7 protein-coding genes and 1 other RNA gene are annotated in these 14,208 nt (G+C 65.8%); 6 read left to right on the top strand and 2 right to left on the bottom strand.

Going from position 1 to position 14,208, the window contains the following annotated elements; translation table 11 throughout:
* Positions 1 to 74: 74 nt before the first annotated feature.
* The gene (locus ABD817_RS13915) at positions 75 to 1,514 is read right to left on the bottom strand and encodes a flavin-containing monooxygenase (RefSeq protein ID WP_344918293.1); all 1,440 of its coding nucleotides are present in this window, start codon (positions 1,512 to 1,514) and stop codon (positions 75 to 77) included.
* 396 nt (positions 1,515 to 1,910) lie between these two features.
* Between ABD817_RS13915 and ABD817_RS13910 the strand changes: the two genes are divergently transcribed.
* The 5 genes from ABD817_RS13910 (at position 1,911) to ABD817_RS13890 (ending at position 8,160) form a co-directional block, all read left to right on the top strand.
* Positions 1,911 to 2,747, top strand: coding sequence for a Nif3-like dinuclear metal center hexameric protein (locus ABD817_RS13910; RefSeq protein ID WP_344918292.1), 837 nt, complete (start codon positions 1,911 to 1,913; stop codon positions 2,745 to 2,747).
* Positions 2,744 to 3,484: a zinc ribbon domain-containing protein gene (locus tag ABD817_RS13905; protein ID WP_344918291.1), complete on the top strand. Its 741-nt coding sequence runs from the start codon at positions 2,744 to 2,746 to the stop codon at positions 3,482 to 3,484. Before ABD817_RS13910 ends, ABD817_RS13905 begins: the two co-directional genes overlap by 4 nt.
* A 5-nt stretch (positions 3,485 to 3,489) precedes the next feature.
* Positions 3,490 to 4,977, top strand: a complete 1,488-nt coding sequence (locus ABD817_RS13900) for a histidine phosphatase family protein (protein WP_344918290.1) — start codon at positions 3,490 to 3,492, stop codon at positions 4,975 to 4,977.
* 236 nt (positions 4,978 to 5,213) lie between these two features.
* Positions 5,214 to 5,608, top strand: an RNA gene (gene rnpB / locus ABD817_RS13895) — RNase P RNA component class A.
* A gap of 638 nt (positions 5,609 to 6,246) precedes the next feature.
* Positions 6,247 to 8,160, top strand: a complete 1,914-nt coding sequence (locus ABD817_RS13890; RefSeq protein ID WP_344918289.1) for an NACHT domain-containing protein — start codon at positions 6,247 to 6,249, stop codon at positions 8,158 to 8,160.
* Between the two features lie 704 nt (positions 8,161 to 8,864).
* Here the strand turns inward: ABD817_RS13890 and ABD817_RS13885 are convergent.
* Complete coding sequence (locus tag ABD817_RS13885) at positions 8,865 to 9,905, bottom strand: ParB N-terminal domain-containing protein (RefSeq protein ID WP_344918288.1); 1,041 nt, start codon at positions 9,903 to 9,905, stop codon at positions 8,865 to 8,867.
* Between the two features lie 575 nt (positions 9,906 to 10,480).
* On the opposite strand from ABD817_RS13885, the gene ABD817_RS13880 reads away from it, so the two are divergent.
* Positions 10,481 to 13,714, top strand: a complete 3,234-nt coding sequence (locus tag ABD817_RS13880) for an AfsR/SARP family transcriptional regulator (RefSeq protein WP_344918287.1) — start codon at positions 10,481 to 10,483, stop codon at positions 13,712 to 13,714.
* Positions 13,715 to 14,208 lie beyond the last annotated feature (494 nt).

Here is a 14,208-nt window from a genome sequence, read left to right as displayed (position 1 = left end):
TCTGGCCTCCCGGCCCGTCTCCTACCTCTCCTACCTCCGCGCCTCCCGCGTCTCCGTACGAGGCGCGGCGCGGGTCAGCGCGCGAAGTGGAAGGACTCCGGGCGCGGGGTCCTGGTGATGCGGCGGTAGGTGGTCGTCGTGCCCGGCCAGTTGTTGGTCACCCGGCCCGCCGCGTTCTTGTACCAGCTCGTGCAGCCCGCCTGCCAGACCATGCCGCCCATGGCCCGGTCGAGGCTCCGCCGCCAGGTGGCCATCGCCTCCGGCCTGACCTCCATCGGCCCGCGGGCGGCCAGGTACGGCAGGCAGCCCATGACGTACCGGACCTGGCACTCGATCATGAAGACGATCGAGTTGTGGCCGAGGTTGGTGTTGGGCCCGTACAGCAGGAACAGGTTGGGGAAGTGCGGCACGGCGATGCCCAGGTACGCCTCCGCGCCGTCCTTCCACTCCTCGGCCAGACGCCGTCCCCCACGCCCGGTGACCTGGATGGAGCCCAGGAATTCGGAGGTCTCGAAGCCGGTCGCGTAGACGATCACGTCGGCCTCGCGGAGCCCGGTCGTGGTCTCCACGCCGCCGGGGACGATCCGGGTGATCCCGTCGGTGACGACGTCCACGTTGGGGCGGGTCAGCGCGGGATAGAAGCCGCTGTCGATGACGACCCGCCTGCAGCCGACCGGGTAGTCGGGGGTGAGCCTGGCCCGCAGCAGCGGGTCGGGGACCTGCTCGCGCAGGTGCCGTAGGGCCCGCTCGCGCAGCAGGTCCGTGCTCCAGCCTCCGGCCAGGGCGGGGTAGAGGGCGTTCTCCGCGTACCGGTAGACCCATTCGCGGTAGGCGCGCTGCAGGAACGGCACGCGACGGAAGGCCGTCCGCACGCGGGGGGCGAAGACGGCGTCCGCCTTGGGGATCACCCAGTTGGGGGTCCGCTGGAAGACGTCCAGGTGACCGGCGACCTCGGCCACCCTCGGGATGAGCTGCGCCGCCGACGACCCGTTCCCGATCACGGCCACCCGCCCGCCGGTCAGGTCGACGGAATGGTCCCAGCGCGCGGAGTGGAAGGCCGCCCCGTTGAATGTCGACATTCCCGGAATGTCGGGTATCCGAGGTTGGCTGAGCTGTCCCACGGCCGACACCACCACGTCGAACAGCTCGTCCCCTGCCGAGGTGCGGACCCGCCACTTGCCCAGCGACTCGTCGAAGGTGGCGGCGACGACCACGGTGTTCGACCGGATGCGGGAACGCAGGCCGTACTTGTCGGCGCACCCCTCCAGGTAGCGCAGGATCTCCGGCTGCCCGGGATAGCGGCGCGTCCAGCTGGAGTATCTCTCGAAGGAGAAGGAGTAGAGATGTGAGGGGATGTCGCAACCCGCCCCCGGATAGGTGTTGTCGCGCCAGGTTCCCCCGACGTCGGCCCCCTTCTCGAAGATCGTGTACGAGCGGATGCCGGCCTTCTCCAGCCGGATGGCCATGCACAGCCCGCCGAACCCGGCACCGATGATCGCGACATTAGGCCTCATACGCACGCCCTCCGAAGGTCAGTACCCACTTACGCTAGGCGATCCACCCACGCCGGGGAAGCCACCGGAAGTCCTGGTGGAAGCTGCGACGGAGGCCATCGGGAAGCCCCTGCGGAAGCCATGAGGGAAGCCGGTGGTTGAGGCCATCGGAAGTTTCTGCGGAAGCCATGCCGGAAGCCATCGGAAGTCCCTGCGGAGGCCGCGGTGGAAGCCATCGGGAAGCCCCCGCGAAAACCATGCGGGAAGCCGGTAGTAGAGGCCGTCGGAAGTCCCTGCGGAGGCCATGCCGGTAGCCGGGCGGTGGAGGCCACCGGAAGTCCCTGCGGAGGCCATGGTGGAAGCCACCGGGGAAGCCGCTGTGACGAGCCGTCCGGGGTGGGCCGGTAGTCTGCGCACGTGCCTACGCTTGCCGAGATCGTCACAGAGCTGGAGTCCCGCTACGACCCGCGATGGGCGGAGTCGTGGGACGCGGTCGGGCTCGTCTGCGGGGATCCCTCCGCCGAGGTGCGCAAGATCCTGTTCGCGGTCGACCCGGTGTCCGTCGTCGCCGAGGAGGCCCTCGACTGGGGTGCCGACCTCATTGTCACCCACCACCCGCTCTACCTGCGTGGCACCACGAGCGTCGCGGCCACCACCTTCAAGGGCCGCCTGATCCACACGCTGATTAGGAACGACATCGGGCTCTTCACCGCCCACACCAACGCCGACGTCGCCGACCCCGGCGTCTCCGACGCGCTCGCCCGCGCCGTCGGCCTGACCGGCCCGCTCGTCCCCCTCAGCCCCGCCGCCGACGACCCCCGGCGCGGCCTGGGCCGTGTCGGCTCGCTGCCCGCCCCCGTCCCCCTCGCCGAGTTCGCCCGGCAGGCCGCCCGAGGGCTCCCCGCCACCGCGGGTGGCCTGCGGGTCGCCGGAGACCCCGGCCGCCCCGTCCAGCGGATCGCGGTCAGCGGCGGATCCGGAGACTCCCTCCTCGGGACGGCTCGCGCCGCCGGGGTGGACGTCTTCCTCACCGCCGATCTGCGCCACCACCCGGCCAGCGAGTTCATGGAGGCCTCCGGCGGCCCCGCGCTGATCGACGCGGCCCACTGGGCCACCGAGTGGCCCTGGCTCGCCGACGCGGCACACCATCTCGCGTCCGCGGCGGCCGCCAGGGGGATTACTGTTGAGACGCGCGTATCCGAGACGGTCACGGACGCCTGGAACACAACAGCAAAGTGCGAGGATTTCACGTGAAAGCAGCCCCTGCGGCCCAGAAGCGTCTGCTTGACCTGGCCGAACTCGACTCCGCGATCGACCGGCTGGCCCATCGTCGCCGCACGCTTCCCGAACTGGCCCAGATCGACGAGCTCTCCGGGCGCATCGCCCGCATCGCGACCCAGGTGATCGCCGCCGAGACCGAGTCCGGCGACCTCGCCCGCGAGCAGACCAAGGCCGAGGCCGACGTCGACTCGGTCCGCACCCGCGCCGAGCGCGACCAGAAGCGCCTCGACTCCGGCCAGGTGTCCTCGCCCAAGGACCTGGCGAGCCTCCAGTCCGAGATCGTCTCCCTGAAGCGCAGGCAGGGCGATCTGGAAGAGGTCGTGCTGGAGATCATGGAGCGCCGCGAGTCGGCCGACGAGCAGGTCACCAAGCTTGTGGCCGAGCGCGACGAGCTCGCGGGCACCCGCGGCACCGCCGAGGACCGCAGGGACGCCGCCTTCGCCGAGATCGACAAGGAGAAGGGCGAGCTCCAGGGGAAGCGCGCCGAGGTCGCCGAGGACATCCCGGCCGACCTGCTCACCCTCTACGGGAAGCTCAAGGAGCAGTTCGGGGTGGGCGCCGCGATGCTCCAGGGAGCCCGCTGCCTCGGCTGCCGCACGAGCCTGTCCATCGCCGAGATCAACCGCATCAAGGCCGCCTCCCACGAAGAGGTCATCCGCTGCGAGGAGTGCCGCCGGATCCTCGTCCGTACCGCCGAGTCCGGTCTGTGACCCCTGTGGCCTCTGTGACCTCGTACGTCGTCGAGGCCGACGGCGGCTCGCGGGGCAACCCGGGCCCGGCGGGCTACGGTGCCGTCGTCAAGGACGCCGCCGACGGCCAGGTGCTGGTCGAGACCGCCGAGTCGATCGGCACCCAGACCAACAACGTCGCCGAGTACCGAGGGCTCATCGCGGGCCTGACCTCCCTTCTCGCCCTCGCCGGTGACGGTGCGAAGGTCGAGGTCCGGATGGACTCCAAGCTGGTCGTCGAGCAGATGGCCGGCCGCTGGAAGATCAAGAACGAGGGCCTGCGCCCGCTCGCCCTGGAGGCCGCGGCCCTCGCCAGGCGCCTCAAGGTGACCTGGCGCTGGATCCCCCGCGAGAAGAACAAGGACGCCGACCGCCTGGCCAACGAGGCCATGGACGCCGCCGCCAAGGGCCGCCCCTGGACCCTCTCGGCCTCCGCTGCCACGTCTGTCGCGGGACCGGAAGCACCTGGCGGCCGGGCTTCCGGAGGCGGTGCCACCGAGAGCGGCGCGTCGGGTGGCCGAAGCTCAGGAAGCGGCGCGTCCGGTGGCCGAGGCTCCGGAAGCGGCGCCTCCGGAAGAGGTGCTCCCAGCGGCGATTCCCCCGCCACCCGCACCGCTCCCGCCGAAGACCTCCTTCTCTTCGACACCGGTGACCTCGGCGCCGGTGAATCCGGCGGTTCCGATGGAGAAGAGGGCGGCGGGACCACCGCCCCGAGGCGGGCGGCCGGTGCGGTCACGCGGGACCGGCAGGTGGAATCACCGGAGCGGTCGGCGCGGGCGGACCAGACAGAGCAGCTCGGTGAGGCGAGCCGGACGATCACTGCCACGGGGCCGGGTACCGGCTGGCGCCCCGCCACCTCCGTCGCGACCTCGCTGTACCTGCTCCGGCACGGTGAGACGCCGCTCTCCGTCGAGCGCAGGTTCTCCGGGCTCGGAGACCCGGAGCTCACGCCCAACGGCATCGCCCAGGCCGAGGCCGCCGCGGTCAAACTGGCCGGGAAGCCGTACGGCATCCAGGTGATCGTCAGTTCGCCGCTCAGGCGCGCCCGCGCCACCGCGGAGATCATCGCGGCCAGGGCCGGGCTTGAGGTCCTCGTCGAGGAGGGGCTGCGGGAGACCGACTTCGGAGACTGGGAAGGCCACACGTTCACCGAGATCCAGCGCCGCTGGCCCGACGAGCTCGCCGCGTGGCTGGCGGACCCGTCCGCCGCGCCGCCGGGTGGGGAGAGTTTCGGGATGGCGGCGCGGCGGGTCCAGGCGACCGGGGACCTGCTGGTCGAGCGTTACGAGGGAAAGACGGTTCTCGCCGTCTCCCACGTCACGCCGATCAAGATGCTGCTGCGGTTCGCGCTGCTCGCTCCCCTTGACGCGCTGTACCGCATGCATCTCGACCTGTCGGCCCTGTCCCTGATCGAGTATTACGCCGACGGCCCGGCGGTGGTGAAGGCGTTCAACGACACCTCGCACCTACGCTGAACCGGCGGTCTCACGTCCACGACAGACCTCGGCCGCGGGGGCGGTGAAACACCCGCTCCCCAGGACGGCCGGTACCCTCGCGGCGTGCGGAACCGGCCATCCCGCCGGTCGTCGGTGCTCTCATCGGTTCCCCCGGTGCTCGTCTGTTCCGTCTTGCTTGATCCATATTTCAGCGCAGCCGACTTGCCGTTCGGTTGGAGTCCACTTGGGAGCCGTTAGGCTTGGAACACGGCGGACGAGCCGGCCGGGCGGCCGCGTCGGGTCTCTTGTGAGGCTCGCCGAGGAAGGTCCGGGCTCCACAGGGCAGGGTGGTCGGTAACGCCGACCCGGGGTGACCCGCGGGAAAGTGCCACAGAGAACAGACCGCCTCGTCGCAGGACGAGGTAAGGGTGAAACGGTGGTGTAAGAGACCACCAGCGCCCACGGTGACGTGGGCGGCTCGGTAAACCCCACCCGGAGCAAGGTCAAGAAGGGGCGCTCTCCGGAGCGTCCCGCGCGCGACGCTTGAGGGCTGCCCGCCCGAGCCGTGCGGGTAGACCGCTTGAGGCCGACGGCAACGTCGGTCCTAGATGGATGGTCGCCCCTTCACGCAAGTGAAGGACAAAACCCGGCCTACAGGCCGACTCGTCCGCCTTACGACTCTCTGACCTGCATGGATGTGCCCTCCCGGCAAGATCCAGCAGCCGAGAGGGCACAAATCGGGCACAACGTCAGTGATCAAGGACTCCGGCGAACGCGTAGCGTCGTTGCCCGGATGCTTCGGGTTGAGCGTCATCACATGAGCGCCGGGCCGACTGACGGGCATCTCGAAGATCGATCCGCTTGCTGTGAGCGCGGTCAGCGGCATGGCTCGTTATCGAGCACCGCGCGTTCATGGACTTAGTAGGGCCGGGCGTGCAAGCTGCCCACCCCAGGACGCTGTGGGGCGAAGCAAGCCCGACAGCCTGAGCGCTTCCACCAGAGTGTCACCGACGACAGCGTCACACCTGTGGGGACATCTCTGATGTTGACCCCTATTTATTTACGTGACTAAGCGATTATCGGCCTGACCGATTCCCTTTACGTGTTACTTAATAACTTAATTGCCTATATGGGTGATTTGTAGTGAGGGTGCAGATCGGTCAAAGTCCACACAATGGCTAAGTTTGGCATTTATGTGACAAATAGCCATATGGCTCCTGATCGCCCAAGCGCGGGGGTACCCTTACACCTCCTACGAAGAGGAGGCTTGGCATGGCCGGGCGGAAGTTTTGGGGAAGATCGCGAGCTTTGATCGGTATCGGTATCGTTCTCTTTCTCTTGGCAATTTTCGCGTTATGGCCGACCTCTCTGGCTGGCAATCTGCTTCAAGAATGGGATGCGCGATCAAGTATTTATAGTGCAGGCATGGCGGCGCTGGGTCTCGCAATAACAATTTACGGTGTTATTCTCAACCGTCGGATGCTTCCAGACGTGGCTACAGTTGAACGTTTTATTTCACATTTCCTTGAGAAGGAATATGGCGCGAAGTCCTATCTTCGGGGAATAGCAGACCCCGAGCCTTTGGTGATCCAGTGGGCGCCGGCCGCCCTTCAGCACGATGTCACCTTTAATTCGTCTCAAATCGTTAAAGGCGGCCGTGAGCGCAACCTTTCCACCCTTGCGGCGGGGTTTCTCGAGTTGAAAGAAAGACAGTTGGTGATTCTAGGTGAGCCTGGTAGCGGAAAGAGCGTGATGTGCCTCCTGCTGGCGCTGGAATTACTCCGGGCGAGAGGCCGTGAAAGCGGAGATTCTCAGATTCCACTGGTAGTTTCGCTGATTGGTTGGCGACCGTCGCACGAAAAGGGCGCCCAGCACTCATTCGGTGTTTGGTTGGCTGCGCAGCTGGAAGCGCAGTGTCCGCAGCTTAGGCGGGATTATGGTACTCGTGCCGCCATCACTTTGGTAGAGAATGGTTGCATCCTGCCAATTTTTGATGGTTTGGACGAGCTTCCTGAGCAAACTCGATTGGAGGCTTTGAAGGTCCTGGCGAAATCCGGAGCCGAGGGGCTCCCGTTGATCGTAGCCAGCCGACTAAAGCCATATCAGAAGGCAGTGAAGTCTTCCAAGTTCATGCTCAAGCGCGCCGCAGTAGTGGAGCTGAAGCCGTTGCACTATACGGCGACATTGGAATTTTTGGCCGCTGGAGAGAAGCGATCAGGCCGCTCGCGTTGGGATCGGGTAGAGAATCGAATCAAAAGCGGACAAGGGCCGCTGGCCAGCGTATTGTCGTCACCCTTGATGGCCTATCTCGCGCGCACAGCCTACGAATCGCCTGGCAGTGATCCGGAAGATTTGGTGAACAAAGGCCGCGAGGAAGAGATCATCAAGCATTTGTACGCCAGCTACTTGCCGGCGTTGTATGGTGATAGCCGCCGGGCGATGCGTGCCCAAGAACATTTCGGTCTATTGGCGGCTCACCTCCAAGCTTCTAATAAAGCCATCGACCTGGCGTGGTGGCGACTCTTCCTGTTAGTGCCGAATGTTCGTCCTATAAGTTCAATCACGGTCGGCTCTTTCGGCATGATAGCGTTTTGGGCTCAGTATGGATTCTGGGCGGGATTAATTGTTTCTGCTTTGCTGGCCGCACTTTGGAGCGAGCTCATGAAAGGGAATCCTCCTAGGCATCTTTGGTTTGATGTAAGAAGAATTCTCGGCTCCCTGCTCGCGGGGGGAGTTGTAGGAGCTTTGGCCAGCCTGCTGGTCGCGACGGAGCTACGGCCCATCGTCATAGTCACGATTGGTGCGACAGTCGCATTCGTCACCCTGTCCATGCTTAGCATGGTGGCCCCCAAAGATTCCTCTGCGGTCGAGCCTCGGGATATCTTGGCAAACCAACGCGCACTAGTATTTGGCATAATTGTCTTCTTGGGCCTTGCTGCGAGTGTGCGCTCGGGCTTTCAATATGATGCGACGCGCGCGGTCATCGACGGTATCCAGACGTTTACCCTTGGCGGAACGGTCCTGCTGACAATGTTCGGCGCCTCCTGGATCACATACACAATCGCCAAGATCTGGTTGGTGGTCAGATGGCGCTTCCCGCTCAGGTTGTTAACGTTTTTGGAGGAAGCCCATGAGCTGGGTCTGCTTCGTAGGTCCGGACCCTTTTATCAGTTTCGGCATCGTGAGATACAGCTCTATCTCGCGGAGACACGTGCTCGCTGAGCCCATAGCAAATTGACTGCGAGGCCCGGACTGCCACACCAAAATGGGAGTCGACCATGCTTCGGCTTCATCAGGAAAGTAGGGCACGCACGACATCAGTGATGGAGAAGCACGTGAAGCTGACGTGGTGGCGGACCGAGACTATAGGGCGGGTTCGGTCGCTTGCTTGGACGTGTGATTGCCAGCCGACTGTCTATGAGTTGTGCGCGGCCGGAGGGCAGACGTTCATCCGGCGTCGGCGCCGAGGGGTGACGTGCGAGACGCCTCGGATGTCGACCGGCGCAGGGCACGAGCTGTGGGTGTCATTGCGCGCCGGGCTCGTTCAGTAGGACAAGCCGAGGGCTGGTTACAACCTTCTTTACGGGTTCAAGCCGCCGCCCTGCGGGCGCCGGCGGCGCGGTACGGCCTGGCACGGCCGGGCATGCGGCCTCTTCGGGCCGGTCCCGGCCGCGCCACCTCCCCGCGCCCAACTCAGGGACGGCGGTTCGGCCACGTCACCCAGACGAGAACGAGAACTCAGGGGAGCGTCGACAGGGTGCCGTACCAAGCGTCTTTGTGCAGGCAACACCTACGCGGAATTAGAACCCGGCCTACAGGCCGACTCGTCCGCTCTGTCTTCCTCTAATGGAGTGGATCGAGAGGGTTCTACCTGTTCAGGAAGACTCGGTGGGGTCGCTGGCCGACTCGTGCCGTCGTTCTTGCGCTCACCCTTTGAGGCTCGCCGCTCTGTGTTCAAGTTTTCTGGCGAATTCCGCCCAGGCGGCGGCGCTCTCCTTGACGGCCTGGCAGGCCAGATCCACGCAGTGCTCGGGAACCGCGTCGACCAGCTGTTCCCGATCCGGTGTGAGGGCGATACTCATGCTGAGCATGCGCAGGAGGAGCCGGCCGCGCTCCCCTGATCGCAGAGCCGGATCCTTGATCAAAATATGCAACGGCAATGTCCGGCGCTGGTCGCGTCCCGGTCCGGGGGAGCGCGACTCAGGGGTGGTCTCCGGGAGAGGAACACCGGAAGTGGCAGGCTGTTTCCGCGGTGCCGCATCGGGCCGCGTATCAGCGGATCGCGATGAGCTCGGCAGCGGACCTTCCCCACGCTTGAGACGCTCGCGGACGTCTCGCACTGTATTCGGTGAGATCCCTGCCTGTTTCGCGATCCGCCGGAGCGAGGCACGCGGCTCTTTCGCCATCAGCTCAGCGGCGCGGATCCGGCCCGCGGAACTGTCCAGCGGGCGGACACGGCCGTCATTCCCCAGCCGTGACGCAGGCTGAGCGCTCCCGGTGAACGCGGAACGACGAATGTTGCTCACCGTCCGGGCGGACAGTCCCGCGACCTTACCGACCATCCTGTCGGACCAGTGCGGGTGCGAGCGGACGATCCGGTCGGCGGCCGCCGCACGGTCGGCGGCGGACAGCGGCAGGCCGTGCGTGGTGTTCTCCTTGACGGCGATCACGAAGGCGTCGCGCTCGTCGCCGTCGAAAAATCGCACGCGTATGTTCTTGTCCCCACGCAGCATCGCCCCCCGCAGCCGGTGCATCCCGTCCACGACCCGCATCGTGGGCCGGTGCACGATCACCGGGGGCAGTACGGTCTCCAGGCTGGACAGCAGACGTACGTGCTGCAGGTCCTCTCCCGCGCTCCGCGGTGTGTCCGCCGAGAGCAGCGAGCGGACGGGGACAGTCTCGACGTCCGAGAGCCTGGAACGGTAGTCCTCATCCGATGTTTCCTCCGCGGTCTGGTCTGCGTGCAACGAGGCGGTTGTTCCAGCCCGGTTAACCAACCTGTTTCCCCTCCGACGAAGCCTTTCGCTTCCCGTTCCCGCCCTGGGCCGCCGACAGCTCGCCGGTTGCCCTTCCCCGTCCTGCGTACCATCCCAGATCGCACTCTCGGACTTGTCCTATCAATTATCTCGATCTTGTTCTGCATGACCTGTTATCGTAGGGATGCCGCGGTGAACCGTTACGCTGCGAAGCTGGTATGTGGCGCAAAGATGCTTTTGTTTGTACGGCCATCGGCGATGGGCGCCGGGAATCTCGGAAGAGCCCGGGACGTCGTACATTCGGATCCGTATTCCGGACGCGCCGAGCAGTCCGAGATCGCGGCTCAGCCGTCCGAGCTGGAGTCCCTACGGGGCGTTTGGGCGAGCACAACCGGGTGTATCCGGTGGTTTATCTTCCGGCTGAAACGCAGGTGCCCCACGTTCGAGTATCTCGATCAGATCGAGTGTGGAAGAGATCAATTACGCTGGTCGTCACCGCGTAGCGACCGGTGTCCACGTTCGGGATGGGGCTCCCGCGGGTCCATCGGCTCTGGAGGAGGACGGCGTTGCGATTCCGCGTGCTGGGACCGGTGGAACTGTGGCGCGATGGACATTCGATTACCGTCGTCGGCGAGAAACAACGGACGCTGTTGGCGGTGTTGGTCATGAACGCCGGGAGGACCGTCTCCCAGGATCAGCTGCTGACCGCGTTGTGGGGAGCCGATCATCCGAGCTCGGCTCGGAAACGTCTGCACAACTACGTATGGTCGCTGCGCCGCCTGCTGAGCGATTCCGACGCCTTGCCGCGTATGCCCACCGGGTACCGCCTGCGGATTTCCCCGGATGACTCGGATCTCGAGGTGTTCCTCACCACGACCTCGGAGGGCCGGCGGCTGCTGGCGGCAGGCGACATCCCGCAGGCGGCACAGCGGTTTCATCACGCGCTGGCGCTGTGGCGGGGTCCCGCTCTCACCGGAACCAATGCCGAATTGCAGGCGACCGAGGGAATCGCGCTGGACGAGCAGCGATTGACCGTTCTGGTCGAGCGGATCTCAGCCGACCTGGCGTTGGGCCGTCATGGCGAGCTGATCGGCGAGTTGCGCCGGTTGGTGGCCGACCATCCTCTGCACGAACCGCTGCGCGGGCAGCTGATGCTCGCGCTGTACCGCGTCGGCAGACAGTCCGAGACACTGACCGTCTTTCGCGATCTGCGCCGGGCACTCAACACCGAACTGGGCACCGAGCCGGGTCCGGAGCTTCAGCGGCTGCACCAGCGCGTCCTGGCGACCGACCCGGAACTTCACCTGACCGCGCCCGCCACCCCTTCAGAAGTCGAGCGAACGGCACCGCACACCACCGCAGACTCGACGGCGCCCGCCGATGATCCGTCCCCTGCCGTCGAGGTGACCGGGCTGTGCCAGCTGCCGCGGGCCATCGGTGACTTCACCAGCCGGGAGGATGAGATCGAACGGCTGGTGCAGGGGGCGGTCGAGGACACGGACTCGGCAGTGGTCATCGAGGCGATCGACGGAATGGCCGGCGTGGGCAAGACCGCCCTCGCCGTACACGTGGCCCACCGGCTGGCCACCCGTTTCCCCGACGGGCAGCTCTTCCTGGACCTGCACGGCCACACTCCCGGCCGACGGCCGGTCACTCCTCTCGAAGCCCTGCATACCCTGCTGCGCGCGACGGGCATGGCGCGGGAGAAGATTCCCGACGACCTCGAGGAGGCCGCCGCTCTGTGGCGGTCGGCGGCGGCCCGCCGCCGGATGCTCGTCGTGCTGGACAATGCCGCCACCGCCGGCCAGGTGCGGCCGCTGCTCCTGGGGCGGCCGGGCAGCCACATCGTGATCACCAGCAGGCGGCGGCTGGCGGACCTGGACGACGTCACGGTGCTCTCCCTGGACGTGCTGTCGCGGGCTGAGGCCGTCGCTCTGTTCACCCGGATCGTCGGCGTCGAGCGCGCCCACGCGGAACGGCGGGCGGTCGACGAGGTCGCCGCTCTCTGCGGATATCTGCCGCTGGCGCTACGGATCGCCGCCGCCCGGCTGCTCCACCGGCCCGCCTGGACGGTACGAGACTTGGCCACCCGGTTGGGCGACCAGCGGGGCAGGCTGCGGGAACTTCGTACCGGTGACCGCGACGTCGCCGCGGCCTTCACGGTGTCCTACGAACAGCTGACCGCCGTCCAGCAGCGGGTGTTCCGGCTGCTCGGCCTCATTCCGGGGGACGACTTCGACGCCCATGCAGCCGCGGCCCTCACCGGCTCATCCCTCGTGGAGAGCGAGAGTGTGCTGGAGGAACTGCTGGACGCCCACCTGCTCCAGCAGCACACTGCCGGCCGCTACGGCTTTCACGACCTGTTGCGCGACTACGCCCAGCAGACCTGCCGGGCCACCGAGTCCGAAAATGAGCGCGGCGACGCCGCGAATCGCCTGCGCGCCTACTATCTGGCCACCGCGACCCTCACCGTGCGGATCCTCGGCTACAGCGGCTATCACCAATCCCTCTCCGAGCCCGTGGCCTCAGCGGAATCGCCTGCCATCACCACCTCTGATCAGGCAGCCGCCTGGCTGGATGCCGAGCGCGGTAACCTCCTGGCAGCGGCTCTTGTCGTTCACGACGCCTGGGTCGTCGACATGTCCATGACCCTGTGGCAGTACCTCTTCTATCACGCGCACTACGGCGAGGCGTTGACCCTCCATCGTCATGCCTCCGATGTTGCCCAGCAGGTCGGCGACCAGAAGGCGCACATCCAGATGCTCATCAATCTAGGCATCACGTTCTGGAAGAACGCGCGGTACGAGCAAGCCCTCCAGCACCATCGGCAAGCACTTGACCTCGCCCACCAAATCGGTGATCGCGACATGCAAAGCCGCGCTCTGATCAATCTTGGCATCACCTGTGCGGTGATGGGGGATTACGAGAAGTCGAACGGCTATCTGGAGCGAAGCCTTACTTTATCGCGCGAAAGTGGAAATCGTCGGCGAGAAAGTCGTAACTTGCTGAACATCGGTAACAATTACGAGAGGATGGGGCGTTACCGCTTTGCCCTGCGTTATCAGGAACAGGCTCTGGCCTGCGCACGCGGTATTGAGGACCAGGCGACCGAGAGCCGGGCATTGGGCAGTCTCGCCTACACCTACAGCAGGTTGGGATTTTATGAGCTCGCGGTGAGCCACTCCCTGCCGGCGCTCACTGTTGCCCGTCAAACCGGTGATCGCGGTTGGGAGGCCGATATGCTGAACAACCTCGGAGTCGCCTACGTAGGGCTGTGCCGTTATCAAGAGGCCCTGTCCTGCTACCGGCAGTCCCTCGCGCTCAGCCGTGAAATAGGGAGTCGCTCCAGCCAGGCCGAGACATTGGGTGAACTCGGCAACTTCTATCTGCAGCTGGGCCGTTATTCGGAGGCTCAAGATCATCACCAGCAGGGCCTGGCCATGGTCGATGAAACAGGCGACCTCGTTACCAAAACCGTCGTTCTCAACGGCCTGGGGCAAGCCGCGTGCGCCACGGGCGATCCGGCCAAGGCTCTTGACTATCATCACCAGGCCCTGGCATTGGCCGAAAGCGTCGGCCATCTTCACGGGCAAGCCCATGCTCATCGGGGTATTGGCGATGCCCTGTACCGGACGAAGCACCCCAAGGCCGCCGAGTCATGGCAGCAGGCACTGGACATCTTCACCGAGATAGGCGCTCCCGAGAGAAAGAGCCTGAGAGAGTACCTCGCGACCAAGAACGGCATCGACAGCTTCCGGGCACTTCGCGGGCCTTCGATGCCCGACAACGCCCAACAGTGAGATGGAACATGCTCGCCTGATGGCCGGCCATCCACTGTGGTGTGGCGCGACAGTCGTGGTGCGGCATGACATGCAACGACAATTGGGCTTCCTGTCCGACGGTGAACGGTGTCGCGTGTTGCGGCAGGTAGACGGGTGCGGGCAACCCCGGGAAACACCCATCGGCACCACGATGCGCCACAGGTAGGTCACCGGAGCCGGTCCGACGGCGAACCCGACGAACCCGACGATCGCGACGGCGACGGCGCTCGGCCCGTGGCCGGAGTCGATTCGGACGCGTGCCGGTCCTCGACGGCCAGGCGCGGACGGTCGCCGGGGCGGCTGCTGTGTCGTTGGACAAGAAGTTGGACAGGAAGCTGAAAGCTGAAGACCGTGCCCGTGACCGCGCCGGGTGAGCCGGGGCGTGAGGCGGGTTCTGAACGCGGCGTACGCTCCGGGCGCCGCTTCCTGAACGCGGCCGACGCTCCGGACGCCGTGTCCTGAACACGACGGCC

This window comes from Streptosporangium oxazolinicum (genome assembly GCF_039537505.1).
GTDB classification, from domain to species: Bacteria; Actinomycetota; Actinomycetes; order Streptosporangiales; family Streptosporangiaceae; genus Streptosporangium; species Streptosporangium oxazolinicum.
This window is presented reverse-complemented; position numbering and strand designations above follow the sequence as displayed.